Genomic DNA, 22452 nt, shown 5'->3' on the forward strand with positions numbered 1-22452 from the left:
GCGGCGGCGAGCGCGTGCGCGCCCGGCTCCAGCAGCACCGCGACCCGGTCGCCGGCGCCGACGCCGCGCGCGGCGTACCCGGCGGCGTAGCGGCCCGCCAGCTCACGCAGCCCGGCCCAGGTGACGACGGCGTCCTCGGCGTGCACGGCGACCGCGTCCGGTCTCCGGTCGGCGGCGGCGAGCAGGTGGGTCAGCAGGGTGCCGGTCACCGGGCCGCCCCGACCCCGTCCGGCGCGACCGGCCCGCCGGCCCGCAGCGCCTCGACGGCCGCGAGGTAGTCGGCGAAGCGCCGGTGCTCGTAGAGCAACGTGGCGCGCACGTCGACCCGCAGGCCCTGCCGGACCTGGGCGGTCAGCCGCACCGCGAGCAGCGAGTCGCCGCCGACGGTGAAGAAGTCGTCGTCGGGTCGGGGTGGCGTCCCCAGCACGGCCCGCCACGCCTCGGCCACGGCCGCCTCGGCCTCCCCCGGCGCGTCGGCCTCCTCCGGCGGGGCGGGCCGATCCCCCGGCGCGTCGTGACGGCGCTCGCCGGCCAGCCGCCGGGCGGTGGCGGCGCGCAGCGCGGCCCGGTCGAGCTTGCCGTTGGTGGTCAGCGGCAGCGCGTCGCACCGTTCCACGAGGTGTGGCACCATCGCGGCGGGCAGCCGCTCACGCAGCCAGTTCCGCACGGCGTCGGCGTCGACCGTGCCGACCACCCAGGCCACCAGCAGCGTCTGCCCGTCCCGGTCCAGCGTGCCGGCGGCGGCCTGGCCGACCTCGGGCATGGCGAGCAGGGCGAACTCGACCTCCCGCAGCTCGATGCGGTGGCCGCGGACCTTGACCTGGTTGTCCGTGCGCCCGATGAAGTGCAGCTCGCCGTCCGGGTCGCGCCGGCAGAGGTCCCCGGTGCGGTAGTGCCGCTCCCCGCCGGTGGCGCCGTAGGCGGCGGCGGTCTCGGCGGGCGCGGACCGGTAGCCACGGGCCAGCACCGGCCCCGCGACGACCAGCTCGCCCCGCTGCCCGCCGTCCTCCGGGGCGGTCGGGACCAGGGTCAGCCGGGCGCCGGCCACCGGCCGCCCGATCGGCGGCGGGCCGGACCGGTCGGTGTGCCGACGCAGGTCCGACGTGGCGGTGACCAGGATCGTCGCCTCGGTGGGGCCGTACAGGTTGTGCACGGCGGCACCGAAGTCGGCGGGCGGCCAGGTGCGCAGCCGGTCGCCGCCCGTGGCCAGGCTGCGTAGCCGCCCGGTGCCGGCGCCGGCGCGCAGCAGGTGCTCGGCGAGCGGGGTGGTGAGGAAGCAGTGGTCCACCTCGCGCACCGTCGTCGCCACCCGCTCCGGGTCGCGGGCCACCGACTCGTCGGCCAGCAGCACCGTCGCGCCGCGCATCAGCGGCGCCCAGAGGTCCAGCAGCGCGGCGTCGAACGCCAGCCCGGCGAAGGCGGCGGTCCGCACGCCCGGGGCGAGACGGAAGAAGGTCGCGTACCAGTCGAGGACCGTCCACAGGCTGCGGTGGGCGACCTCGACCTGCTTGGGCCGGCCGGTGGAGCCGGAGGTGGAGATGAGGTACGCCAGGTCGTCGACGTCGGGCAGTTGCAGGTGCTTCTCCCCGCCCGCGCGCACCGCCGTGACCCCGGCGGGCAGACGGTCGCCGTGCTCCTCGGCGGCGACGGCGACCCGGCAGCCGGCGTCGGCGAGGATGCCGGCGATCCGGGCCGGCGGCAGCGCCGGGTCCAGGGGCAGGAACGCGGCGCCGCAGAACCAGGCGGCGAGCTGCCCGACGACCGCGTCGACGGTGCGGGGCCGCAGGACCGCGACGGTCCGCTCCCCGGGACCGTTCGCGCCCAGCGCCGGGGCCAGTGCTCCGGCGAGCGCCGTGGCGGCGGTGACGAGCTCGCGGTAGCGCAGCGTGCGGTGGCTGTCGACGACGGCCGGTCGCTCCGGGTACGTCCGGGCGCTGCGCAGCACCTCGGCGGGGACGGAGGTGGGGCGGTGCTGACCGGCACGGGCGGTGGCGGTCATGGCTCCCCGCAGGGTCGGGTCACGACAGTGGCTCTCCAGGTCGCGCGGCGGCAGGGGCACGTAACAGCGCGTTAACGCTTGTTACGCGAACCATCCTGGCACCACATGACGTGTCACGACCATCATCGAGGGTAACCGCCGAAACGGCGTTCGCCTTCATTTTCATGCACGTAGGTCTATTGACGCGCGGATGCCGTCTTCGCTAGGTGGAGCCGGTGGGAAGCCCACCGCGGACCCGGCAGCCGCGCCTGGAGTGCGCCGGCTGCCGGAACCGTGCGCCACGACGCGGGAACGGCGGCCAATGCCTCACCCGACCCCGGCGAGCAGGCCAGCGACCAGGTCGCGCGGCAGCCCGTGGGTGTCGTGCAGGTCGCGGTAGTCCTCGTCGGTCAGCGGCCCCCGCTGCCGGCGCCGCAGCACCACCGGACGTCCCCGCCGCAGCAGCTCCCGGAACCGCCGATCCTCGCCGTCGAGCACCTCGCGCACCTCGTCGACGGTGACGCGCTGGCGGAACCCGTCGAGGGTGTGCCGCGCCGGCTCAGCGGGCAGGTCGGACAGGCTCCGGGACGGCTCGTCGCGCCACAGTGTGGTGAGCGCCCGGCGCAGCAGCCGACGCAGCACGTAGCCGCGGCCGGTGTTCGACGGCCGCACTCCGTCGCCGACCACCACCACGCTCGACCGCAGGTGGTCGCCCACCACGCGCAGCGGCTCGTCCCGGAGACCCCACACGTCGCCGACGGCGCGGACCCACGGCACGAGTCCCTCGCCCTCGAAGACCGAGCGGTGGCCCCGCAACGCCATCTCCAGGCGTTCCAGGCCCATCCCGGTGTCCACGTTGGGCTGCCGCAGCGGCGACAGTCGACCGTCGGGGTGGCGGTGGTAGCGCATCCCCACGTGGTTCCAGACCTCCATCCACCGGTCGTCGGTGCCGGGGGTGCCGTGGGGCGGGCCGTCGCCGGTCCAGAGGAAGATCTCCGTGTCGGGCCCGCACGGCCCGGTCGGCCCGTTGGACCACCAGTTCTCCTCCCCGGTCAGCTCCACGGGCAGGCCCAGCTCCCCCCACGTACGCAGCGAAGGCTCGTCCGGGCCGACCTGGTCGTCGCCGCCGAAGACCGTCACGTACATCCGGTCGTGCGGCACGCCGAAGCCGTCGCGCAGCAGCTCGTAGCCCCACTGCAAGCTGCGCGGCAGGTCGTAGTCGCCGAGCGACCAGGAGCCCAGCATCGAGAACAGGGTCAGGTGGGTCGGGTCGCCCACCTCGTCCAGGTCGGTGGTGCGCAGGCAGCGCTGCACGTTCACCAGCCGCCGGCCCAGCGGGTGGGGCAAACCCTCCAGGTAGGGGGTCAACGGGTGCATCCCGGAGGTGGTGAAGAGCACCGGGTCGCCCGGCGGCGGGATCAGGGAGCCGTCGGGCACGAGTTCGTGGCCGCGCTCGCGGAAGAAGTCGAGGAAGGTGCGGCTGATCGGGTCGTACGTCATGGCGGTGGCCTTTCCGGGTCAGACGACCGGAAAGGGTCCGCCGCCGGGGACCGGCGGGCCGACGGATACGAAGAAGCCGGCGGACCGTTTCCGGTCGCCGGCGGGTGTTGGTGAGGTCAGGCGGCGGCGACCGACGAGCGCGAAGCTCGCTCGGCCGCGGCGGCGAAGGGGTGCCTGATCTCCATGCCCCGACTGTACGCGGAGGCCGGCGCCGCCGCCCAGCGCGTTTCGCGGCGGGCGGCGGCGCCGGCGGCGGGTCAGACCCCGGACGCGGCGAGGGCCGGCGCGGGGCGGTCGTCGACCCGGCGGGGCGCCTTCCGGTTCGGCAGCGACAGCCGGACGACCTTCTTCCAGGCGGAGAAGACCTGCCGGGGCAGCGAGCCGGTGGTGTACTTCAGCCCGTACCGGTCGAACAGGGCCCGCACCTCGGGGGCGATCTCCTGGTAGCGGTTGCTGGGCAGGTCCGGGAAGAGGTGGTGCTCGATCTGGAACGACAGGTTGCCGGTCATGATGTGCATCAGCCGGCTACCGCTGATGTTGGCCGAGCCGAGCATCTGCCGCAGGTACCACTCGCCGCGGGTCTCGCCCTCGATCGAGCGCCTGGAGAAGGTCTCCACGCCCTCCGGGAAGTGCCCGCACATGATCACCGAGTGGCTCCACAGGTTGCGCAGAAGGTTGGCGGTGAAGGTGGCGGCCAGCGTGTGCAGGAACGAGGGCCCCGACAGCAGCGGGTGCACCACGTAGTCCTTGAGCACCTGCCGGCGGATCTTGCGGCCCACCGCCCGGGCCCGGGCCCGGAACTCCGGCTTCTTGTGCCGGCCCTTGCGCAGGTTGCGCCCCAGCTCCAGGTCGTACGCGGCGATGCCGTACTCGAAGAAGCAGGCGTTGATGAAGTTCCACAGCGGCTGGCCGAGGTGGAACGGGTGCCACCGCTGGTCCTCGTCGACGCGCATGATGCCGTAGCCGAGGTCGTTGTCCTTGCCGAGGACGTTCGTGTACGTGTGGTGCAGCTCGTTGTGCGAGTGCTTCCACTGGTCGGCGGGCGAGACGTGGTCCCACTCCCAGGTGGTGGAGTGGATCTTCGGGTCGCGCATCCAGTCCCACTGGCCGTGCAGGACGTTGTGGCCGACCTCCATGTTCTCCAGGATCTTCGCCACCGTCAGGCCGGCCGTGCCCACGATCCAGGCGGGCGGGAAGAGGGAGAACAGCAGCACGACCCGGCTGCCCAGTTCCAGCTTGCGCTGCGTGGAGATGACCCGGCGGATGTACGCGGCGTCCCGCTCGCCCCGGTCGGCGACCACCCGGTCGCGGATCGCGTCGAGTTCCCTGCCGATGGTCTCGATGTCCTCGGCGCTGAGGTGGGCGATCGGGTTGTCGGGCTTGTTCTGGATCACGGTCACGTCAGGTACTCCGGTCAGTGGTCGATGTCGCAGGGGCCGGCCGCGGCCGACACGCACGTCTGGATGCGGACGCCGTCGCCGGGCACCGCCGTGGTCAGTTCCCCGTTGCGCAGGTCCCGAACCGCGCCCTGGCGCAGCGGCAGGACGCAGCCGAAGCAGATGCCCATCCGGCAGCCCGAGGGCATCAGCACCCCGGCGTTCTCGCCGGCGTCGAGCAGCGGGGTGGCCCCATCGGCGTCGACGGTGACGCCCGAGCGGGCGAAGGTGACGGTGCCGCCCTCGCCGGGCGAGATGACGGTCGGCCGGAACCGCTCGGTGTGCAGCCGGTCGCCGTGCCCCGCGGCCGTCCAGTGCGCCTCGAGGGCGTCGAGCAGGCCGAGCGGGCCGCAGGCCCAGGTCTCCCGGTCGAGGTGGTCGGGCACGAGGCGGTCGAGGTCGGCCACGGTGAGCAGCCCGTCGGTTCCGGTGTGCCGCTCCACCAGCCGGATCGCGCCCCGCGCGGCCAGGTCCCGCAGCTCGGCGCCGAAGATCACGTCGGCGGGGGTGGGCGCCGAGTGCACCACGACGATGTCGGCGTCGCCCGGCACGCCGGCGCGCAGCATCCCCATCACGGGGGTGACGCCGCTGCCCGCGGTCACGAAGAGCACCCGGGCCGGCGGCCGGCCCGGCAGCACGAAGTCGCCCTGGGCCTGGTCGAGCTGGACCAGCGTCCCGGGCCGGGTCCGGCGCACGAGGTGGTTGCTGACGACCCCGTCGGGGATGGCCTTCACGGTGACCGAGATCGGCGCGCCCCGGCGGGCCGGGGCGGAGGTGACCGAGTAGGCCCGCCACTGGCGTACGCCGTCGACGTCGACGCCGAGGCGGACGTACTGCCCGGGGGTGTGCCCGCGCCAGTCGCGGCCGGGCCGGATCACCAGCGTCGCCGCGTCGGCCGTCTCGGGGCGTACGGCGAGGATCCGGCCGCGCAGGTCGGCGCCGGAGCGCAGCGGGGCGACCATGTCGAGGTAGTCGTCGGGCAGCAGCGGGGTGGTGACCGACGCGGCCAGCCGAAGGATCCGGCCCCGCAGGGCCGCCTTCCCGGAGGGGTTCGGGACGGTGGTGGTCATGATTCGATCGTCGCGGCAGGATGGCATAAAATCTTGACCTGCGAAGGTGAACCGAACGAGCCTTTTTGTGCGGAGGGAACAAACGTGTCCGAGCGTTCGGAGGCCACGCGGCGCGCGGCCCGCCTCGAGCTGGACGCCCGGGTGGCCGGCGCGCTGCACGACCGGCTGCCCCTGCTCGCCGAGCGCACCATCACCGCCATCACCGCCGAGGTGCCCAGCTACTCCGGCACCCTGACCGGCCAGATGCGCGAGAAGATCGAGACGGCGGTGCAGATCGCGCTCGGCACGTTCCTCCAGCTCATCGGGCGCTCCGAGGGCAGCGACCCGAGCACCCCGCTCGTCGGCGCGCTGGAGGCCGCCTACGCCCTCGGCAGCGGCGAGGCGCGCTCCGGCCGGAGCATGGACGCCCTGCTCGCCGCGTACCGCGTCGGCGCCCGGGTCTCCTGGCGGGAGATGTCCACCACCACCGTGCAGGGCGGGTCGTCCGCCGGCACCGTCGCCGAGTTCGCGGAGCTGATGTTCGCGTACATCGACGAGCTCTCCGCCGCCAGCGTGGCCGGCCACGCCGACGAGCTGGCCAGCGCCGGGCGGGCCCGGCGACGCAGCCTGGAGCGGCTCACCCAGCGGCTGCTCGCCGGGGAGCCCGAGGAGGCGCTGCTGCGCAGCGCCGAGCGGGCCGACTGGCCGCCACCGCAGACCCTCACCGTCGTCCTGCTGCCCCGGGCCAACCTCCGGGCCGCCCTCGCGCGGCTGCACCCGCACACCCTGGAGAGCGGCGACGACCCGCCGGCGGGCGGCGCGGGCGAGGACCTGGCGGTGCTGCTGGTGCCCGACACGCACGGCGAGCGGCGGCGGCAGCTCGCCCGGGTGCTGCACGGACGCCGCGCCGTGCTCGGCCCCGCCCGGCCCTGGACCCGGGTCGCCTCCTCCTACCAGCGCGCCGTCCGGGCCCTGTCCCTCGGCCTCCGCCCGGCCGACGACGGGCCGGCGCTCGACACCGAGGAGCACCTCGCCGAGCTGGTGCTGAGCACCGATCCGGAAGGGCTCGCCGACCTGCGCGCCCGGGTCCTGGCGCCGCTCGCGTCGCTGCCGCCCGGCACCGCCGACCGGCTCGCCGAGACCCTGCGCTCCTGGCTGCTGCACCAGGGCCGACGCGACCACGTCGCCGCCGACCTCTTCGTGCACGCGCAGACCGTCCGCTACCGGATGGGCAAGCTCCGCGAGCTGTACGGGGAGCGCCTGACCGACCCGGCGACCGTCCTCGACCTCACCCTCGCCCTGGCCTTCCCGCCCCGGAGTGGGGCCGACGACCCGCCGCCCTGACCGGACCGGCCGTCTCCCGCCGTGGTCGGACGGCGACCCGCCGAGGTCAGATACCGGACATACGGGTGCCGGCCGTGCACGGGAAGTGCCACCCTGGTCCTCCCCGCCCGCGATCATCGCCCGGCTGCCGGCCTCCGCCGCAGGCCAGCGGTGGGTCGCCCGGCGGGGCGACGGGGCCGCCTCCGGTACCGCGACGCCTTCCGCCAGGGGGCCGCCGGACGGGCCCCGGCGAGCGGAAGGACGGGCATGGCGTCGCACACGGGGGACGAGCCCGGGGCCGACCGGCCGGCTCCGGCCACCGGGCCGGCGCGCCTCGGTCACACCGGTCGGCTCCGCGACGCGCTCCGGACGACCCCGGCGCTGATCGTGCTCAGCGGCGCCGTGCTGGTGGCCGCGCTGGCCGCCACCGCCGCCGTCGCCGTGCAGTCCCGCACGCCGGCCACCACGCTGGGCGAGCGCTCCGCGGCGACCGCCGTGGCCACCAGCACGACCGCCCGGGAGATCTACCAGGGTCTCGCCGACGCGGACGTCGCCGCCAGCGCCGTCTTCCTGCTCCCGCCGGCCGAGGACCGGCGGGCGTCGCTGGTGGCCGCCTACGACGCGTCCGTCCACGAGGTGGAGCGCACGCTGACCGACTCGATGGGCAACGCCGCCGGCGACCCGGACCGCCTCACCCGGCTCGCGACGATCGCCGCCCGGCTGAAGGTCTACCGCGACGTGGTGTGCGCCGCCCTGCGGGTGGCCGGTCCACTCCCGGCGGCGGCCGCCGGGAACCGGCAGCCCTGCCCGCCGGCGGGGGCGGCGGAGCAGGCCGCGACGGGCAGCCCGGCGGCCCGCGCGGTGCTCGCCTCGGCCTACGCCCGGGAGGCGTCGCACTACATGTCCACCGAGCTCCTCACCGCGGCCCAGGGCCTGTGGAACTACGACACCAGGCTGCTGCTCGACGCCCGCGCCGACGCCCGGCCCTGGCTGGCCACGTCCGTCCTGGTGCCGCTGGGCACCCTCGCCGCCCTGGTGGTCGTGCAGGTGTGGCTGCGCCGGCGGACCCGGCGGCGGCTGAACGCGGGCCTGCTGCTGGCCTCGGTGGGCACCGCGGCCGTACTGGCCATGCTGGTCTCGTCGTGGTTCCACTGGCCCGACGCCGACCGGCGGTTCCCGGAGCTGGAACGGGCGATCGACGCGCAGAGCGCCACCCAGCAGCGGCTCGGCGCCCTGCTCGCCGGCCGGGCCGACGTCTACCTGGGGCTCGGCGCGAGCGTCGACCCGGCCGGGCACAAGGCGGACTTCGACGGCCGGGACCTCTGCCTCGCCCCGGCCGCAGCGCCGGCGCCGCCCGGGGACCGGATCGACTGCACCGCCCTGGAGAAGACGGTCTGGCCTGCCCGGCAGAGCAAGACGCCGAACGCCTTCCGCAACGCGGTGGACACCGTGCTCGCCGAGGGGTCGGCGGGCCGGGCCTTCGTCGCCGCCGAGGGGCACCTGCTGACCGAACTGACCACCCGCAACGAGGAGGTCTCCCGGATGGTCGCCGACCTGCCCGAGGCGCGCCGCCACCTGGGTGGCGCATCCGCCTGGGTCACCCTGCTCGCCGCCGCCGGCGTGGTCGCCGGGCTGCGCCAGCGTTACCTGGAGTACCAGTGACCGCACCCCGGCGTGCCTCGACGCGGACCCGACGGCGGGCCGCTGCGCTCGCCGCGCTCCTGGCGGGTCTGGGCGGGTGCGCCGCGCCCGCACCACCCGCTCCCGCGCCCCCGGCGCGGCCACCGGGGGTGGCGACGGCGCCGACCACCGACGCGACGGGCGGGGTCTGCCCGGTGCGCCGCAGCCTCCCACCGGACCCCACACCCCCGCGCCGGATCCTCGACCGGGGCGAACTGGTCGCGGGCGTGGACCCGTCGGACGCCACGATGAGCCACTGGGACGCCCGCACCCAGCGGTTCGAGGGCTTCAACATCGAGCTGATGCTGGCGGTGGCCCGTGCCCTCTGGCCCGCCGACGACCCGCGCGGCCGGCTCACCTTCAAGGCGGTGCCGCCCGGCCAGGGCGCCTTCACCATGCTGGAGAACGGCGAGATCGACGTCGTCGCCACCTCGCTGACGGCGTCCTGCGAGCGGGCCCGGCGGGTGCTGTTCTCCAACGACTACCTCGACTCCGGGCAGACGGTGCTGGTGCGCAGACGCACCGACGGCACGCCCGAGTACGCGGGCATGGAACAGCTCGGCGGCCGGCGGGTCTGCGCCGCCGCGAACACCACCTCGCTGGCGATGATCGCCGGCTACCGCACCACGGGAGGCCTGCGGCCGGTCCCGGTGCACGCCCCCCACCCGATCGACTGCCTGGTCATGCTGCGTCAGGGCCAGGTCGACGGGGTCAGCACCGACGACAACATCCTGCTGGGCTTCGCCCGGATGGCCCCGGACACGACGCTGGTGACCGAGGCGCCCCGGCCGGAGCGGCGCTCCTGCGACCACCACCGGGACGAGAACTGCACCTGGTTCACCGACGAGCCGCACGCCTTCGCGTTCCGCCTGACCGACGGCCGGGAGCTGGTCGCGTTCGTCAACCACGTGCTGGCGCAGCCGCGTACCGCGACGGTGTGGCAGCAGGCCCACGACCGGTGGCTCGCCGGGCACCGGGACCGGGGCATGCCGTCACCGGGACCGGTCACGACCGTGTGGCCGCCCCCCGACCCCGTGCCGGCCACCCCCCGGCCGGCCGACTGATGGGCGGTGGGTGAATGGCCGTGCGGGAACGCCTCGACGCCACCCTGGCCGCGCACACCTGGGTCTGCGAGCACCTGCTCGACGTGCAGCAGCTGGTCACGGACGCCTTCCGGCAGCCCGACGGCCCGGCCGCGGCGCCCGCGCGGGAGGCGCGGGACCTGCTGCACCGCCTCGGCTGCCTGTCGCTGGCCCTCGACCGGCTGGTCGACGACCTCGACGGCATCGACCGGTCCACGGGCACGGGCGAGGAGGCCCTGGGCCGGCTGCTGGCCGACCCGTGCCAGGTCCGGTTCACCGCGGCCACCGGCGAGCCGGTGCACGTGGAGGCGATGAGCGTCCAGGAGATCCTGGCCGCGGCCCGCGAGCACGTGGCCCGGATCCGCCGGATCGTGGAGGCGTACGGCCGGGACCGGCTGGCGGTCCGGGCGCAGCGGCTGCGTTCCTCGGTCGAGCGGCTCCGGCGGCTCGCGGCGGAGGCCGCCGGCGAGGGGCTGGGCGACGGGACGGATCCGCTGGCGGCGCTCGCGGTCGACGGGCTGCTGGACCGGCTCGCCACCGCCGAGGCGGCGGGCCGTGGGCAGTGGTGGCGGGGCGACGTCGGGCCGGAACGCGACGACGGGTCCCTGGGGGCCACCGTGGACCGGGCGGTCGAGCGGACCGACACCGCGCGACGCCGGCTGCGCCGAAGCTGCCACGTGGAGCTCACCGGGCGGCTGGAGGCGTACCGGCAGAAGGCCGCCGACGAGGGCCGGGCCGAGCACCCGGCGGTCGAGCGGGCCTACCGGGAGGCGCTGGCCGCGCTGCGCCCCGACGCCTTCGCCGTGACCGCCGCGAGCCGGGCGGTGCGGGCCTACCAGCAGGCCGTGAACGGGGGTACGCGATGACGGCGAGCCGCGGCTGCGCGGAACGCAACTGCCCCGGCACCGTCGACCAGGACGGGTTCTGCCGGCTGTGGGGGCACGAGTGCGTCGGGGTCGGCGCGGGCGCCGGGCCGGACGTGGCTGCCGGACCGGCCCGGGCTGCGGACCCCGACCCGCGGCCGCTGCGGACGACGTCCCGGCCGTGGGAGCGACCGGCCGTGCTGCCGACCGCACGGCCGCACGATCCCCTGACGGCGGTGGTGTCGCAGCCGGTCGTTCCCGAACACTCCCGCTACTGCGGCAACACGAGGTGCCACCGCCACCGCGGCCCCCGGCTGCCCCGGGTCGCCGGGTTCTGCCCGGACTGCGGCACCCGGTACTCCTTCACCCCGCCCCTGGCCGACGGCGACCTGCGCGCCGGGCGCTACCGGATCGAGGGCTGCCTGGGCAACGGCGGGGTCGGCTGGGTGTTCCTCGCCCGGGACGAGGACATGGACGGCGCCTGGCGGGTGCTGAAGGGGCAACGCAACCCCGAGGACCGGGAGGCCATCGCGGCGTTCGTCGCCGAACGGCAGGCGCTGATCGCGCTGAACCACCCGAGGATCGTCACCATCACCCACGCCCTGCGGCCCGAGTCCGACCGGGACGCCGGCTACCTGGTGATGGAGTACGTCAACGGCGGCACCCTGGAGGAGGCCCGCAGCGCGGCCGGCCCGGGCGGCGGGTCCTGCGCCGTGGACGTGGCGCAGGCGCTGGGGTACGCCGTGCAGATCCTCGACGCCTTCGAGTACCTGCACGACCAGGGCTGGCTGTACTGCGACCTGAAGCCGGAGAACGTGATGCGGGTCGGCGGCCAGGGGACCAACGATCCCATCAAACTGGTCGACTTCGGCGCGGCCCGCCGGATCGACAACAAGGTGAGCCCGGCGTGGGGCACCATGGGCTACACCGCGCCGGAGGTGGAGCGGCTCGGGCCCGCCGGTCCGAGCGTGCGGTCGGACCTCTACACCGTCGGCCGGACCCTCGCCGCGCTGACCCTGGTGCCCCGGTCCACCGAGGTGACCCGGATCCCGCCCGGGCAGGACGTGCTGCGGCTGCCCGTGCCGGCCCGGCTCGACCCGTTCCTGCGGCTGCTCGCCCGCGCCACCGCCGCCGAACCGGAGGACCGGTTCGCCTCCGCGGCCGAGATGCGCGAACAGGTCCGAGGGGTACGACGGCAGGTCGGCTCGGCGGCCGACGGCGTGCCCCGGCCGACCCGCTCCACCCTGTTCAGTCCCTCCGCGTGCGCCTTCGCCCTGCACACCGACCGCGACGCCCTCGACGTCGTGGAGATCATGCTCGGCCTGCCCGTGCCCCTGGTCGACGGCGCCGACCCGGCCGCCGGGTTCCTCGCCTCACTCGGCCCCGCCGACCCGGCCGAGCTCATCGAGCTGCTGCGGACCGCTCCGCAGCGCACCGCGCAGGTGACCTACCGCGCAGTCCGGGCCCACCTCGCCGCCGGGCGGGTGGACGAGGCGGGCCCGCTGCTCGCCGACTTCCCCGAGGAACTGCGGGACTGGTCGCTGTGGTGGCACCGCGCCCTGGTGGCCCTGGTGGCCCGGGACGCCGCCACCGCCCGACGCCACTTCGAACAGGTCTACGGCTGGCTGCCCGGCGAGGTCTCCACGCGGCTGGCATACGCGGTGGCCTGCGAACTCGACGGCGACCCGCGGACGGCGGCCGACCACTACCGGGGGGTGTGGGACGCCGACCCGGGCGTGGTGGCCGCCGCGTTCGGGCTGGCCCGCTGCCTGCTGGCGACGGCCGACGCGCGCAGCGCGGCGGACGCCCTGCTGAGGGTGCCGGAGTCCTCCCGCGCCTCGACGGTGGCGGTGACCTGCGCGGTGCGGATCCTGCTCGACGCGCCGGACGACGGGCACCGGCTCGACGCGGCGCTCGACGCCGCCGCGATCGTCGACAAGCTGCCCCCGTTCGGCGAACGCGAGGAGGTGGAGGCGCACATCCTGCGGATCGCGCTCGACTGCGACCTGGCCGAGGGGCGCCACGACGGCCGGCGACTGTTCGGTCACCGGCTCGACGAGGACGCCCTGCGCCGCGCGTTCGAGCGCCGGTGCCGGTCCCGCGCCCGGCGCACCGCCGACCGGCGCGAGCGGATCGCGCTCGTCGAGCTGGCCAACGCGTACCGGCCGGTGACGTGGTGGTGATCCCGGCCGCCGGCCCCGACGGAAAGAGGTCACCCGTGTCCCCCGCCAACGATCTGCCGCTGCGGCTCAGCGTGCACCACACCGAGTGCGTCTCCGCCGACGGGGCGGTCCTCGACGTGGTCGCCACCGTCCGGGGCGAGGAACCGGCCCACGCGGACGTCCGGCACGACGACCTCGCGGAGGTGATCCTGCTCGACTCGTCGGGCTCGATGGGGGCGCCCCAGGCCAAGATGCGCGCCGCCCGCCTGGCCACCGCCGCAGCCATCGACGCCCTGCCCGACGGGGTCGCGTTCGCGGTGGTGTCCGGCACCGCCCACGCCACGATGGTCTACCCGGGCGACCGGCGCCTGGCGGTCGCCGACGAGACCACCCGTGCCGCCGCCCGAAACGCCCTGCGGCACGTGACGCCGCACGGCGGCACGGCCATCGGCGCCTGGCTGCTGCTGGCCCGCCACCTGCTGGCCACGCGACCGGACGCGATCGGGCACGTCATCCTGCTCACCGACGGGCGCAACGAGTCCCAACGCCCCGCCGACCTGCGGGCGGCGGTGGACGACTGCGTGGGGCGGTTCACCGTCGACTGCCGCGCCATCGGCTCCTCCGACGGCGTGCACGACTGGGACGCGGCGGAGCTGCTCGGCATCGCGGAGGCGTTGGGCGCCAACCCCGTCGTGCCGGTCGAGGACCTCACCGGGCTCGCCGACGAGTTCCGGACGGTGCTGACCCGTGCGATGTCCCGGCGGGTCCCCGACGTCCGGCTCCGGGTGCGCACCACCGGCCTGGCCCGGGTCCGCTTCGTCAAGCAGGTGCACCCGGCGCTCGCCGACCTGAGCGGGCGCGGCGAGCCGGCCGGCGAGCTGGCCACCGACTACCCGGTCGGCGCGTGGAGCCCGCACGACCAGCGGGACTACCACGTCGCCCTGGAGGTCGAGGCGATGGCGCCCGGGGCGCGGCGGCGCATCGGCTGGCTGAGCGTGCACGCCGGGGCGGACGCCGCGCCGGTCGAGGCGCCGCTCACCGTGGAGTGGACCGAGGACGCCCTGCGGTACTCGGAGATCAACGAGAGCGTCGCGTACTACACCCGCCAGCAGGACTACGCGGCGGCCGTCCAGCGGGGGCTGGCGGCCGCCCGGGCGGGGCGGGTCGCCGAGGCGGAGGAGCACCTCGGGCACGCGGTGGCGCTCGCCCACGCCACGGGCCGCGACGACGACGTCGCCCTGCTCGCCCGCGTCGTGGACGTCCTGGACGCCGCCGGCGGCCGGGTCCGCCTCAAGCCCGACGTCGACGCGCGGCTCACGCAGTCCTCCCTGGTCGTGGCCCACCACACGTCCCGGTGGGGTCCGCAGGAGCCGCCGGCACAGCGGGCCGCGCCGGCCGGGCCGACCGCGCCGTGGCGGCACTGCGGCGAGGAGCAGGGCGGCGCGTACTGCGAGGGGTGCGGGGCCCACCACCTGTCGGCGGACCGGCCCGGCGCCGACCGGTCCTGACCGCCGATGGACCTGGACGTCTCGGACAAGGTCGCCAGCGTCGTCAGCGGCACGCTGGCCCTCGCCACCGCGGTCGTCGCCGTCCGCCGCCACACCCGGGGCCGGCGCGGCTGGTGGACCTCGCTGCGCCCCGTCTGGCGGCGGGAGGCGGATGCCGGCATCGTCCACCCGCGCCGCTTCGGGGGCTACGTCAAGCCGCTGTCCGAGGTGTACGTGCCGCGCCGCGCGGTGCCGCGACTCGCCCCGTCCGGCGACGGCGTCGACGTGGCGGACCTGCTCACCGGCACCGGCAACGTGCTGCTGATCGGGGAGCCGGGCAGCGGGAAGACGGCGCTCGTGCGCTACGAGAGCGCCCGGTCGGCGCGGCGGTGGCTCGCCGGGCGCGGCCGGCGCCGGCGCTCCCCGCCCGGGCCGGTGCTGGTGAGCCTGCCGGCCGCCGCCCTGGTGCACCAGCCGCTGCCCGCCGCGCTCGCCGAGGCGTACCCGGGCGAGGGCGCCCCGCTCGACGTCGAGCAGGCCCCCGCCCCCGGCCGGCGGTGGCTGGTCTGCGTCGACGCGCTCGACGCCGTCGCCGACCCGGACGAGCGGGCCGTCGTCCTCAACCGCCTCGCGGAGCTGGCCCGCTCCCCCGGCCCGGGCGGCACGCCGAGGCCCTGGCGGGTCCTGGTGACCACGCGGCACCTGGCGGAGGACGAGGTGGCCGTGCTGGGCGACGGCTACCCGGCGTACCACCTGGCGCACTTCACCGACGCGGACGTGGCGCTGCTGGCGGCCCGCTGGTTCCCCGACGGCGCCACCGCCCGCCGGTTCCTGGACTGGACCCACGCGCAGCGCATCACCGAGCCGGTGCACAATCCGCTCACCGCCACCGTCGCGGTGCTGGTCTGGGAGGGCGGGCAGGCGGAAGCGGCCACGGGGCCCGGCCCGGCCGCCCTGCTCGACGAGTTCGTCCGCGCCCTGCTGCGCGGCGGCCGCGCCAGCCTCGACACCGCCTGCGAGGCGCTGCGGCGCCGCCCGCCCGACGGCGGGTCCGTCGCCGCCTGGCTCGACACCCGGCACACGGACCTCGTCGAGGTGGCGGCGACCGCCGCCGTCGCCGGCGGCGACCCGGTGGCGGCGGTCGTCGACTGGTCGGCGGCCCACGCCCCGGCTCCCCCGGCGGCGGTGCTGCCCGACTGGCCCGCGCACGTACGGCAGATCCTGCTCGCCACCGACCTCTTCCGGGCCGACCGGCACACCCTGGCCTCGGTCTGGCCCAGCCTGGTGGAGTACCTGGCGGCGGGGCCGCTCGCCCGCGACTGGCGGCCGGACGAGTGGGTGACGCTGATGAACACCAGCTCGGCGCGGTTCGTCGCGTTGCAGGCGATCAGCCGGGCCGCCGTCGCGCCGGCCTTCCTGCGCGCCCGGCTGGCGGAGCCGGACGGGGCGGTCGCCGCCGGTCACCTGCTCGCCGGCCGGGGCACGACCGGGGCCGGCACGCCGTCGTTCCGGGCGGACGTGCTGGCGGCGCTGCTCACCCACTGGTCCGGCGGCCCGGACGGCCCGGCCGGCCGGGACGCCGCGCGGGAGTGCTTCTCGCTGTTGACGACGCTGGCGGCGGACCGGGCCGACCGGGACCTGCTGCACGAGATCGCCACGGATCCGGGGCGGCCGGGAGACGTCCGCCGGGCCGCGGCGCTCTTCTTCGCCGTACGCACCCGCAACGCCCACCGGGCCCGGGCGGAGGGCTGACCGTCGGGCAGGGCGACGGCGGTGCGTCAGGGCGGTGACGCCGGAGACCGGCTGGAGCCGGCGGCTCCTCGGCTGGTCCGGGCGGCGGCACCGTGGCGAAGGGCCCGCGCTCGGTGAGCGCGGGCCCTTCCCACGTGATCCGGCCCGACGCAGCGGTGGGCGCGGGGCTCGCCTACGCCGCCCGCTGCGGGCCGACGACGGCCCAGCACAGGCCGGCGGGATCGCGCAGCGTCACGTGACGCGACGGGTCCGCCGGCGTCTCGACACGGGCACCGGCGGCCACCGCCCGCCGCAGCACCGACTCGGGGTCCGTCCGCTCGATGGTCAACACGTCGTCCCCGCCCTCGGCCGCCGACGTCGCGCCCGCCTCGTACCACTCGCTCACGGTCAGGCGGTGGCCGCCGACGGCCAGTTCCGCGTGCAGGACGTGCCCGTCGAGCAGGCACTCCCGTTCGATCGCGACGGCGTCGAAGACGTCCGTGTAGAAGGCGATGGCCTCGTTCGTGTCGCTGACCGTCAGGTAGTGCCCCGGCCGGTGGTTCTGTGCCCTCATGAGACTGGTGCCGCCCTTCCCCTACTCGGCGATCCGGGTCCGACCGGTCCAGCGGAAGACCACCGGGAGGTCGACCGCCCCCGGGGTGGCGCCCCGTTCGAAGTGCTCGTACCCGCCGTAGTGCAGGACCTTGATCTTCTCCTCCGCCTGCGCCACCCGGCGGCTGCGCAGGTCGGCCGGCAGATCGACCGGGCCGCCCTCCAGGACGACGTCGATGACGCCGACTGCGTCCCGGGTGACCAGATCAGCTTGCGAAACGTCCTTCATGACACGACCTCCGTCGCATTCCGCACACCTCGGACGAGCCGCCGCGGAGCGGCGGACGCGTCCACACAGGTCTGACGACACCCGTTGCCGGGTGAACGGACGCCGCGCGGTCGAACGTCCTTGTCGGTGACCGGCCGCCCGTTCTGCTCCGAACGTAATTCAGATCACATCCGGCCGACACCCTTAGGGCACCCCTAGGAACGGCCCTGGGCAGCCACGACGCCCCCCGCACCGACCACGTACGTGGGGAGGGTCACTCCCATCGGAAGAACCGGGTGGCCGCCACGGAGCCGACGACGGCCGTCACGGCCAGGGCGATCAGCTGCGGCAGCTCGGGGTTGGCGCCCGCCCACGCCGCACCGAGCGTGTCCACCGTGGCGCCCAGCGGCGAGTACTCGGCGATGGCGGCCAGGGCGGCCGGCATCCGGTCGCGCGGCAACCAGGCGCCGGCCAGGAAGAGCAGCGGGAAGAACAGCGCGGGGCCGATCGACTGCGCCGCCCTGGCGGACGGCGCCAGCGCCGCGATCAGCAGGCCGACGGCGAAGAGGCACGCCACCCCGAGCAGGAAGGCCAGCACGAACCCGGGGACGTTGGCCGGTGCCGGCTGGTCCAGCAGGAACCGTACGGCGGTCGCGGTGACCACCGCGCCGAGGACGCCCATCACGAGGTTGACCACCACCTGGGCCACCAGCAGGAGGCCGGGCTGCACCGGGGTGGTCGCCAGGCGGCGCAGCACCCGGCGTTCCCGGTAGATGCCCAGCGCCATCGGCAGGGTGAAGAGCGCGAGCATGCCGATGGTGAGGGCCAGCGCCAGGGACGGCAGGAAGGTCTGCTCGGCGTGCTGCCCGGTGTCGGCGGCCGTACCGGCGCGCTGCGGCAACCCGAAGACGAGCATCAGGCCGATCGGCAGGGCGAAGACGAAGAACAACGACACCGGCTCCCGGAGGAACAGCTTCGTCTCGACGGCGATGAGCTTGGACAGGGCGCTCACGACGACCTCCCGTCGGTCGGGGACTGCGCGGCGGTCCGGCCCGAACGGCCGGTGAGGGAGACGAACGCGTCGTCGAGGGTGGGCTGCTCGACGCGGAGCGCCGTGTAGTCGATCCCGCGCCCGTTGAGCACGGACATGACCGACTGGAGCACGTCCTTCGTGCCGGTCACCGTCACCTCGTCGCCGTGGCGGGACACCCCCGTCACGTCGGGCGCCGCGAGCAGCAGGGCGTCCTCGACCGGCTGGGCGGGACGGAAGTACACCCGGTGCTCGCTGCCGACCCGGGTGAGCAGGCCGGCGGGGCTGTCGATGGCCACCACCCGCCCCTTGTCGATGATCGCGAGCCGGTCGCAGAGGCGTTGCGCCTCCTCCATGAAGTGGGTGACCAGCACGACGGTGACGCCCCGGTCGCGGATCCGCTCGACCAGGTCCCAGGTGTCCCGGCGACCCTGCGGGTCGAGGCCGGTGGTCAGCTCGTCGAGGATGGCGACCTCCGGCCTGCCGACCAGCGCCAGGGCCACCGACAACCGCTGCTTCTGCCCGCCGGAGAGCTTCTGGAAGTAGGTGTTGCGCTGCTCGGCCAGGCCGAGGTCGGTCAGCAGCTCGTCGATGTCGGCGCGGTTGCGGTAGAAGGACCGGTACAGGTCCAGCGCCTCCCACACCCGCACCTTGTCCGGCAGCTGGCTCTCCTGGAGCTGGGCACCGACGCGCTGCCGCACCTCGGTGCGGTCGCGGATCGGGTCGAGCCCGAGCACCCGGATCGTGCCGCCGTCGGCGCGGCGCAGCCCCTGCACACACTCGACGGTGGTCGTCTTGCCGGCCCCGTTCGGGCCGAGCACGCCGAAGATCTCGCCCTGTTCCACCGTGAAGGAGACGTCGTCGACCGCGATCTTCTCGCCGTACCGTTTCTGCAGATGATCGACTTCGATGACCGGCATGGGGGATGGTCCTCCTTCACGTGCGGGTTGCCGTCGAGAAGGGCGGGACCCCTCGGCTGATCGCGGCGTCGGCTTACGGGAACGGGCCGGTGCCGGCCGGAGCCAGGCCGACCGACGCCCGACATCATCCGGCCAACCGATGCGCCGATCAACTGATCAGCTGACAAATCGGGGGTATCGAACCGGAAATCGACCCGGGACAGGGGTGCCGGCCGGAAACGCGGCTCAGGGGCAGGGGTGCCGACCGGTCACCGCAGGTGTCCGTCGACGCGGCACGGTCACCGCCGGGCCGGGCACGGTCACCGCCGGGCCGGGCAGAGCGACAGCAGTTCGTCGAGCCGGCGTAGGACGACGTCCGGGCCGGCGGCGCGCAGGGTCTCCTCGTCGGACTCGCCCCACAGCGCGGCCACCGCCACCACCCCGGCCGCCCGCGCGCTGGCCAGGTCGCTGGGCGCGTCGCCGACCATCAGCGCCTCCCCCGGCCCGACCCCGAGCAGGCGCAGCGCCCGCCGCACGATGTCGGGGGCGGGCTTCGGCCGGGGAACCTCGTCCGAGCCCACCACGTGGTCGACGAGCGGCAGCAGGTCGAGCCGGCCGAGCAGGTCCCGGGCGCGGACCCCGCTGCGGCCGGTGGCGACGGCCAGCCCGATCCCCCGCCGGCGCAGCGTGCCGAGCAGCTCCGGCGCCCCGTCGACCGGGGTGACCCGGTGCGCGAGGCGGTTGCTCTCCCGGACGAACGGCCCGGCCAGCGCCGCCGGCAGGCCCATCAGCTCCAGCACCTCCGGCAGGTACCGGCCCGGGTGGCGGCAGTACTCCTCCACCGGGGCCAGGCCGCCGCCGACCACCTCGGCGTACGCGAGGGCGAACGCCTCCCTGGCCACGGCAAGGCTGTCGACCAGCACCCCGTCCAGGTCGAGCACCACCGCCCGGACACCGTCGGGTGCCGCCGTCCACGCCGTCGCGTCCGCGTCCACCGAGGCCACCTCCCGCCCGTCCGACCCGGCCCACGCCCGCCGGTAGGGGTGGCAGGCCCCGGGGCCCCCCGACTACGGTCAGGACCGTCGTCCCGGGCCCGCCGGCGCGGCGCAACGCGCCCACCCGCCGGGATCCGCCGGCGCCCCACCGACCATACCGGCGGCCCGGGTGCCCGTCGCCCGGTGCCGGCGCGCCCGGCCGGGTCGGCCCGGGTCCGAGCCGCTGGAGAGGGGTCGCACCATGCCGCTGCTGAGCTGGCTCTCGCAGGGCGCCGACGAACGTCCGGACGCGATCCGGGTCGACGACCGGGCGGTGTCCTGGGTGGAGCTGCGTCGCCTGGCCGCGGCGGTGGCCGACGAGCTGCACGGGGTCGACCGGGTGGCGATCGAGGCCAACGCGACCCTGGAGACGGTGGTCGGCGTGGTCGGCGCGCTGACCGCCGGAGCGGCGGTCGTGCCGGTCCCACCGGACGCCGGGCCGATGGAGCGCGACCACATCCTGCGCGACTCGGGGGCGACGGCGCTGCTGGCCCCGGCCGGCGCGGCCCGCACCGCCGACGGCGCGGGCCGGACCGTCGTGCCCGTCGACCTGACCCGGAGGTCGGACACCGTCCACCCCGAGCCCGACCCGGCCCGCACCGCGGTCATCCTCTACACCAGCGGCACCACCGGCGCCCCGAAGGGCGCCGTGATCTCCCGCCGGGCGGTCGCCGCCTGCCTGGACGGGCTGGCCGACGCCTGGGCGTGGACGCCGGACGACCTCCTGGTGCACGGCCTGCCGCTGTTCCACGTGCACGGGCTGGTGCTCGGCGTGCTCGGGCCGCTGCGGCTGGGCAGCCGGCTGCACCACGTGGGCCGGCCGCGTCCCGAGCGGTACGCGGCCGCGAACGGCTCGATGTACTTCGGCGTGCCGACCGTGTGGTCCCGGATCGCCGCCGACCCGGACGCGGCACGGGCGTTGCGTCCGGCGCGGCTGCTCGTCTCGGGCAGCGCGGCACTGCCGGCGGCGGTCTTCGCGGACCTCGCCACCCTCACCGGTCACCGGGCCGTCGAGCGGTACGGGATGACCGAGACCCTGATCACGGTGAGCGCCCGGGCGGACGGCCCGCGTCGGCCGGGCACCGTCGGGCTGCCACTGCCCGGGGTGCGTACGCGGCTGGTCGACGAGAACGGCGCGACACTCCTCGCCGACGGGGCGGCGATGGGCGAGCTCCAGGTCAGCGGCCCCACCCTGTTCGACGGGTACCTCAACCGTCCGGACGCCGACGCGGCGAGCCGCACCCCGGACGGCTGGTTCCGCACCGGGGACGTCGCCACCGTCGACCCGGACGGCTGGCACCGCATCGTCGGCCGGGCCTCCACCGACCTGATCAAGAGCGGCGGCTACCGGATCGGCGCCGGGGAGGTGGAGGACGCCCTGCTGGCGCACCCGGGGGTGCGCGAGGCCGCCGTGGTGGGGACCCCGCACCCCGACCTCGGCCAGCAGGTCACCGCGTACGTGGTGGGCGACGGGGTGGACGGGGCCGAACTGATCGACTTCGTGGCCCGGCACCTGTCGGCGCACAAGCGGCCGCGCGAGGTACGCCTGGTCGACGCGCTGCCCCGCAACGCCCTCGGCAAGGTGCAGAAGACCAGGCTGACCGCGGACTAGGGCTGGACGGCCGGGATGCTGATCGCGGTGGCCACCAGTCCCCGGTCGACCAGGAACCTGCCGGCGAAGGCCGTCACCCTTGCCCCGCCGAGGACCGGGCCGGGCACCAGCAGCCGGGCCTCGAACGTGCCGGCCGGATCGATCACGATGTCGGCCTCGGAGAAGTCCAGCCACCGGCCGGTGAGCGGGAACCACGCCTTGTACACCGACTCCTTCGCGCTGAACAGCAGGCGGTCCCAGCAGACAGCGGGGCGGGCCGCGCTCAGCGTGGCGGTGCGCGTCCGCTCCGCCGGCAGGGCGATCGCGTCGAGCACCCCGTCGGGCAGCGGCGCGTGCGGCTCGGCGTCCACCCCGAGGGTGGCGAACGCCGTCGTACGGCCGAGGACCGCCGCCCGGTAACCCTCGCAGTGCGTCATGCTGCCGACCACCCCGGCGGGCCAGACCGGGGCGCCCCGCACGCCGGAGACGATCGGCGCCGGGGCGAGGCCCAGCTCGCCGAGGGCCAGGCGGGCACAGTGCCGCACGGTGGTGAACTCCCGGCGCCGCTTCTCCACCGACCGGGCCACGAGCGCCTCTTCCTCGGGGAACAGGGTCAGGCCGGTGGGGTCGGTGAAGGACTCGGCCACCGCAACGGCGGAGGGCAGGATCTGCTCGATCACGTTCGCCGATGCTAGGCGCTGCGGCGACCCTCGCCGCCCCGGGGCTGCCGGTACCGTGCACCATAGGGGTCGGCTACGGGTGCCGGGCCACGCGCACGGCTGCCAGT

The 22452-nt window shown here is 75.8% G+C and carries 19 protein-coding genes; 8 read left to right on the top strand and 11 right to left on the bottom strand.

Annotation, left to right across the window (positions count from 1 at the left end; translation table 11 throughout):
• The 5 genes from AB0G13_RS13600 to AB0G13_RS13620 form a co-directional block, all read right to left on the bottom strand.
• The coding region (locus AB0G13_RS13600; protein ID WP_357873326.1) for an AMP-binding protein at positions 1–209 on the bottom strand (209 nt) is incomplete at its 3' end.
• Positions 206–1999 (bottom strand): non-ribosomal peptide synthetase, encoded by a 1794-nt coding sequence (locus AB0G13_RS13605; RefSeq protein ID WP_357873329.1) that lies wholly within the window; start codon positions 1997–1999, stop codon positions 206–208. The genes AB0G13_RS13600 and AB0G13_RS13605, both read right to left, overlap by 4 nt.
• 306 nt (positions 2000–2305) lie before the next feature.
• Entirely contained in the window at positions 2306–3478 is a 1173-nt protein-coding gene (locus AB0G13_RS13610; protein ID WP_357873331.1) for an alanine--tRNA ligase-related protein, read from the bottom strand.
• 257 nt (positions 3479–3735) lie between these two features.
• Entirely contained in the window at positions 3736–4878 is a 1143-nt protein-coding gene (locus tag AB0G13_RS13615) for an acyl-CoA desaturase (RefSeq protein WP_357873334.1), read from the bottom strand.
• A gap of 14 nt (positions 4879–4892) precedes the next feature.
• Positions 4893–5984, bottom strand: a complete 1092-nt coding sequence (locus AB0G13_RS13620) for a ferredoxin reductase (protein ID WP_357873337.1) — start codon at positions 5982–5984, stop codon at positions 4893–4895.
• Positions 5985–6068: 84 nt separating this feature from the next.
• On the opposite strand from AB0G13_RS13620, the gene AB0G13_RS13625 reads away from it, so the two are divergent.
• The 7 genes from AB0G13_RS13625 (at position 6069) to AB0G13_RS13655 (ending at position 16312) form a co-directional block, all read left to right on the top strand.
• Positions 6069–7307 carry a helix-turn-helix domain-containing protein gene (locus tag AB0G13_RS13625; RefSeq protein ID WP_357873340.1) on the top strand — a complete coding sequence of 413 codons (1239 nt, stop codon included), beginning with the start codon at positions 6069–6071 and terminating at the stop codon, positions 7305–7307.
• 246 nt (positions 7308–7553) lie between these two features.
• Positions 7554–8948 carry a hypothetical protein gene (locus AB0G13_RS13630; protein ID WP_357873341.1) on the top strand — a complete coding sequence of 465 codons (1395 nt, stop codon included), beginning with the start codon at positions 7554–7556 and terminating at the stop codon, positions 8946–8948.
• Positions 8945–10030 carry a transporter substrate-binding domain-containing protein gene (locus AB0G13_RS13635; protein ID WP_357873344.1) on the top strand — a complete coding sequence of 362 codons (1086 nt, stop codon included), beginning with the start codon at positions 8945–8947 and terminating at the stop codon, positions 10028–10030. Before AB0G13_RS13630 ends, AB0G13_RS13635 begins: the two co-directional genes overlap by 4 nt.
• Positions 10031–10044: 14 nt before the next feature.
• Complete coding sequence (locus AB0G13_RS13640; RefSeq protein WP_357873346.1) at positions 10045–10914, top strand: hypothetical protein; 870 nt, start codon at positions 10045–10047, stop codon at positions 10912–10914.
• Complete coding sequence (locus AB0G13_RS13645; protein ID WP_357873348.1) at positions 10911–13094, top strand: tetratricopeptide repeat protein; 2184 nt, start codon at positions 10911–10913, stop codon at positions 13092–13094. The genes AB0G13_RS13640 and AB0G13_RS13645 overlap by 4 nt, the downstream gene beginning before the upstream one ends.
• Before the next feature lie 35 nt (positions 13095–13129).
• The gene (locus AB0G13_RS13650; protein ID WP_357873351.1) at positions 13130–14581 is read left to right on the top strand and encodes a VWA domain-containing protein; all 1452 of its coding nucleotides are present in this window, start codon (positions 13130–13132) and stop codon (positions 14579–14581) included.
• Positions 14582–14587: 6 nt separating this feature from the next.
• On the top strand, positions 14588–16312 hold the full coding sequence (locus AB0G13_RS13655) for a hypothetical protein (RefSeq protein ID WP_357873354.1): 1725 nt from the start codon (positions 14588–14590) through the stop codon (positions 16310–16312).
• 172 nt (positions 16313–16484) lie between these two features.
• Here AB0G13_RS13655 and AB0G13_RS13660 read toward each other — a convergent pair whose 3' ends face one another.
• The 5 genes from AB0G13_RS13660 to AB0G13_RS13680 all read right to left on the bottom strand — a co-directional run bounded on the left by AB0G13_RS13660 (position 16485) and on the right by AB0G13_RS13680 (position 20044).
• Positions 16485–16865: a VOC family protein gene (locus tag AB0G13_RS13660; RefSeq protein ID WP_357873357.1), complete on the bottom strand. Its 381-nt coding sequence runs from the start codon at positions 16863–16865 to the stop codon at positions 16485–16487.
• A 21-nt stretch (positions 16866–16886) separates the two neighbouring features.
• Positions 16887–17132, bottom strand: coding sequence for a DUF5988 family protein (locus AB0G13_RS13665; RefSeq protein WP_357873360.1), 246 nt, complete (start codon positions 17130–17132; stop codon positions 16887–16889).
• A 253-nt stretch (positions 17133–17385) separates the two neighbouring features.
• Positions 17386–18123: an ABC transporter permease gene (locus AB0G13_RS13670; protein WP_357873362.1), complete on the bottom strand. Its 738-nt coding sequence runs from the start codon at positions 18121–18123 to the stop codon at positions 17386–17388.
• Entirely contained in the window at positions 18120–19061 is a 942-nt protein-coding gene (locus AB0G13_RS13675) for an ABC transporter ATP-binding protein (protein WP_357873364.1), read from the bottom strand. Before AB0G13_RS13675 ends, AB0G13_RS13670 begins: the two co-directional genes overlap by 4 nt.
• 299 nt (positions 19062–19360) lie before the next feature.
• Positions 19361–20044, bottom strand: a complete 684-nt coding sequence (locus tag AB0G13_RS13680; RefSeq protein WP_357873367.1) for an HAD-IA family hydrolase — start codon at positions 20042–20044, stop codon at positions 19361–19363.
• A 232-nt stretch (positions 20045–20276) separates the two neighbouring features.
• Here AB0G13_RS13680 and AB0G13_RS13685 point away from each other — a divergent pair, with 232 nt between their 5' ends.
• Complete coding sequence (locus AB0G13_RS13685; protein WP_357873370.1) at positions 20277–21686, top strand: acyl-CoA synthetase; 1410 nt, start codon at positions 20277–20279, stop codon at positions 21684–21686.
• On the opposite strand, the gene AB0G13_RS13690 is transcribed toward AB0G13_RS13685, so the two are convergent.
• Positions 21683–22345 (bottom strand): 4'-phosphopantetheinyl transferase superfamily protein, encoded by a 663-nt coding sequence (locus tag AB0G13_RS13690; protein WP_357873373.1) that lies wholly within the window; start codon positions 22343–22345, stop codon positions 21683–21685. The two genes, AB0G13_RS13685 and AB0G13_RS13690, sit on opposite strands and share 4 nt — an antisense overlap.
• Positions 22346–22452 lie beyond the last annotated feature (107 nt).

Source organism: Micromonospora sp. NPDC023633, from assembly GCF_040640035.1.
In the GTDB taxonomy this organism is placed as follows: Bacteria; Actinomycetota; Actinomycetes; order Mycobacteriales; family Micromonosporaceae; genus Micromonospora.

Coding starts and splice junctions, on each gene's coding strand:
- AB0G13_RS13605 (WP_357873329.1), bottom strand. CDS start 1,999: ATGACCGCCACCGCCCGTGCCGGTCAGCACCGCCCCACCTCCGTCCCC.
- AB0G13_RS13610 (WP_357873331.1), bottom strand. CDS start 3,478: ATGACGTACGACCCGATCAGCCGCACCTTCCTCGACTTCTTCCGCGAG.
- AB0G13_RS13620 (WP_357873337.1), bottom strand. CDS start 5,984: ATGACCACCACCGTCCCGAACCCCTCCGGGAAGGCGGCCCTGCGGGGC.
- AB0G13_RS13630 (WP_357873341.1), top strand. CDS start 7,554: ATGGCGTCGCACACGGGGGACGAGCCCGGGGCCGACCGGCCGGCTCCG.
- AB0G13_RS13640 (WP_357873346.1), top strand. CDS start 10,045: ATGGCCGTGCGGGAACGCCTCGACGCCACCCTGGCCGCGCACACCTGG.
- AB0G13_RS13645 (WP_357873348.1), top strand. CDS start 10,911: ATGACGGCGAGCCGCGGCTGCGCGGAACGCAACTGCCCCGGCACCGTC.
- AB0G13_RS13655 (WP_357873354.1), top strand. CDS start 14,588: ATGGACCTGGACGTCTCGGACAAGGTCGCCAGCGTCGTCAGCGGCACG.
- AB0G13_RS13660 (WP_357873357.1), bottom strand. CDS start 16,865: ATGAGGGCACAGAACCACCGGCCGGGGCACTACCTGACGGTCAGCGAC.
- AB0G13_RS13665 (WP_357873360.1), bottom strand. CDS start 17,132: ATGAAGGACGTTTCGCAAGCTGATCTGGTCACCCGGGACGCAGTCGGC.
- AB0G13_RS13675 (WP_357873364.1), bottom strand. CDS start 19,061: ATGCCGGTCATCGAAGTCGATCATCTGCAGAAACGGTACGGCGAGAAG.
- AB0G13_RS13685 (WP_357873370.1), top strand. CDS start 20,277: ATGCCGCTGCTGAGCTGGCTCTCGCAGGGCGCCGACGAACGTCCGGAC.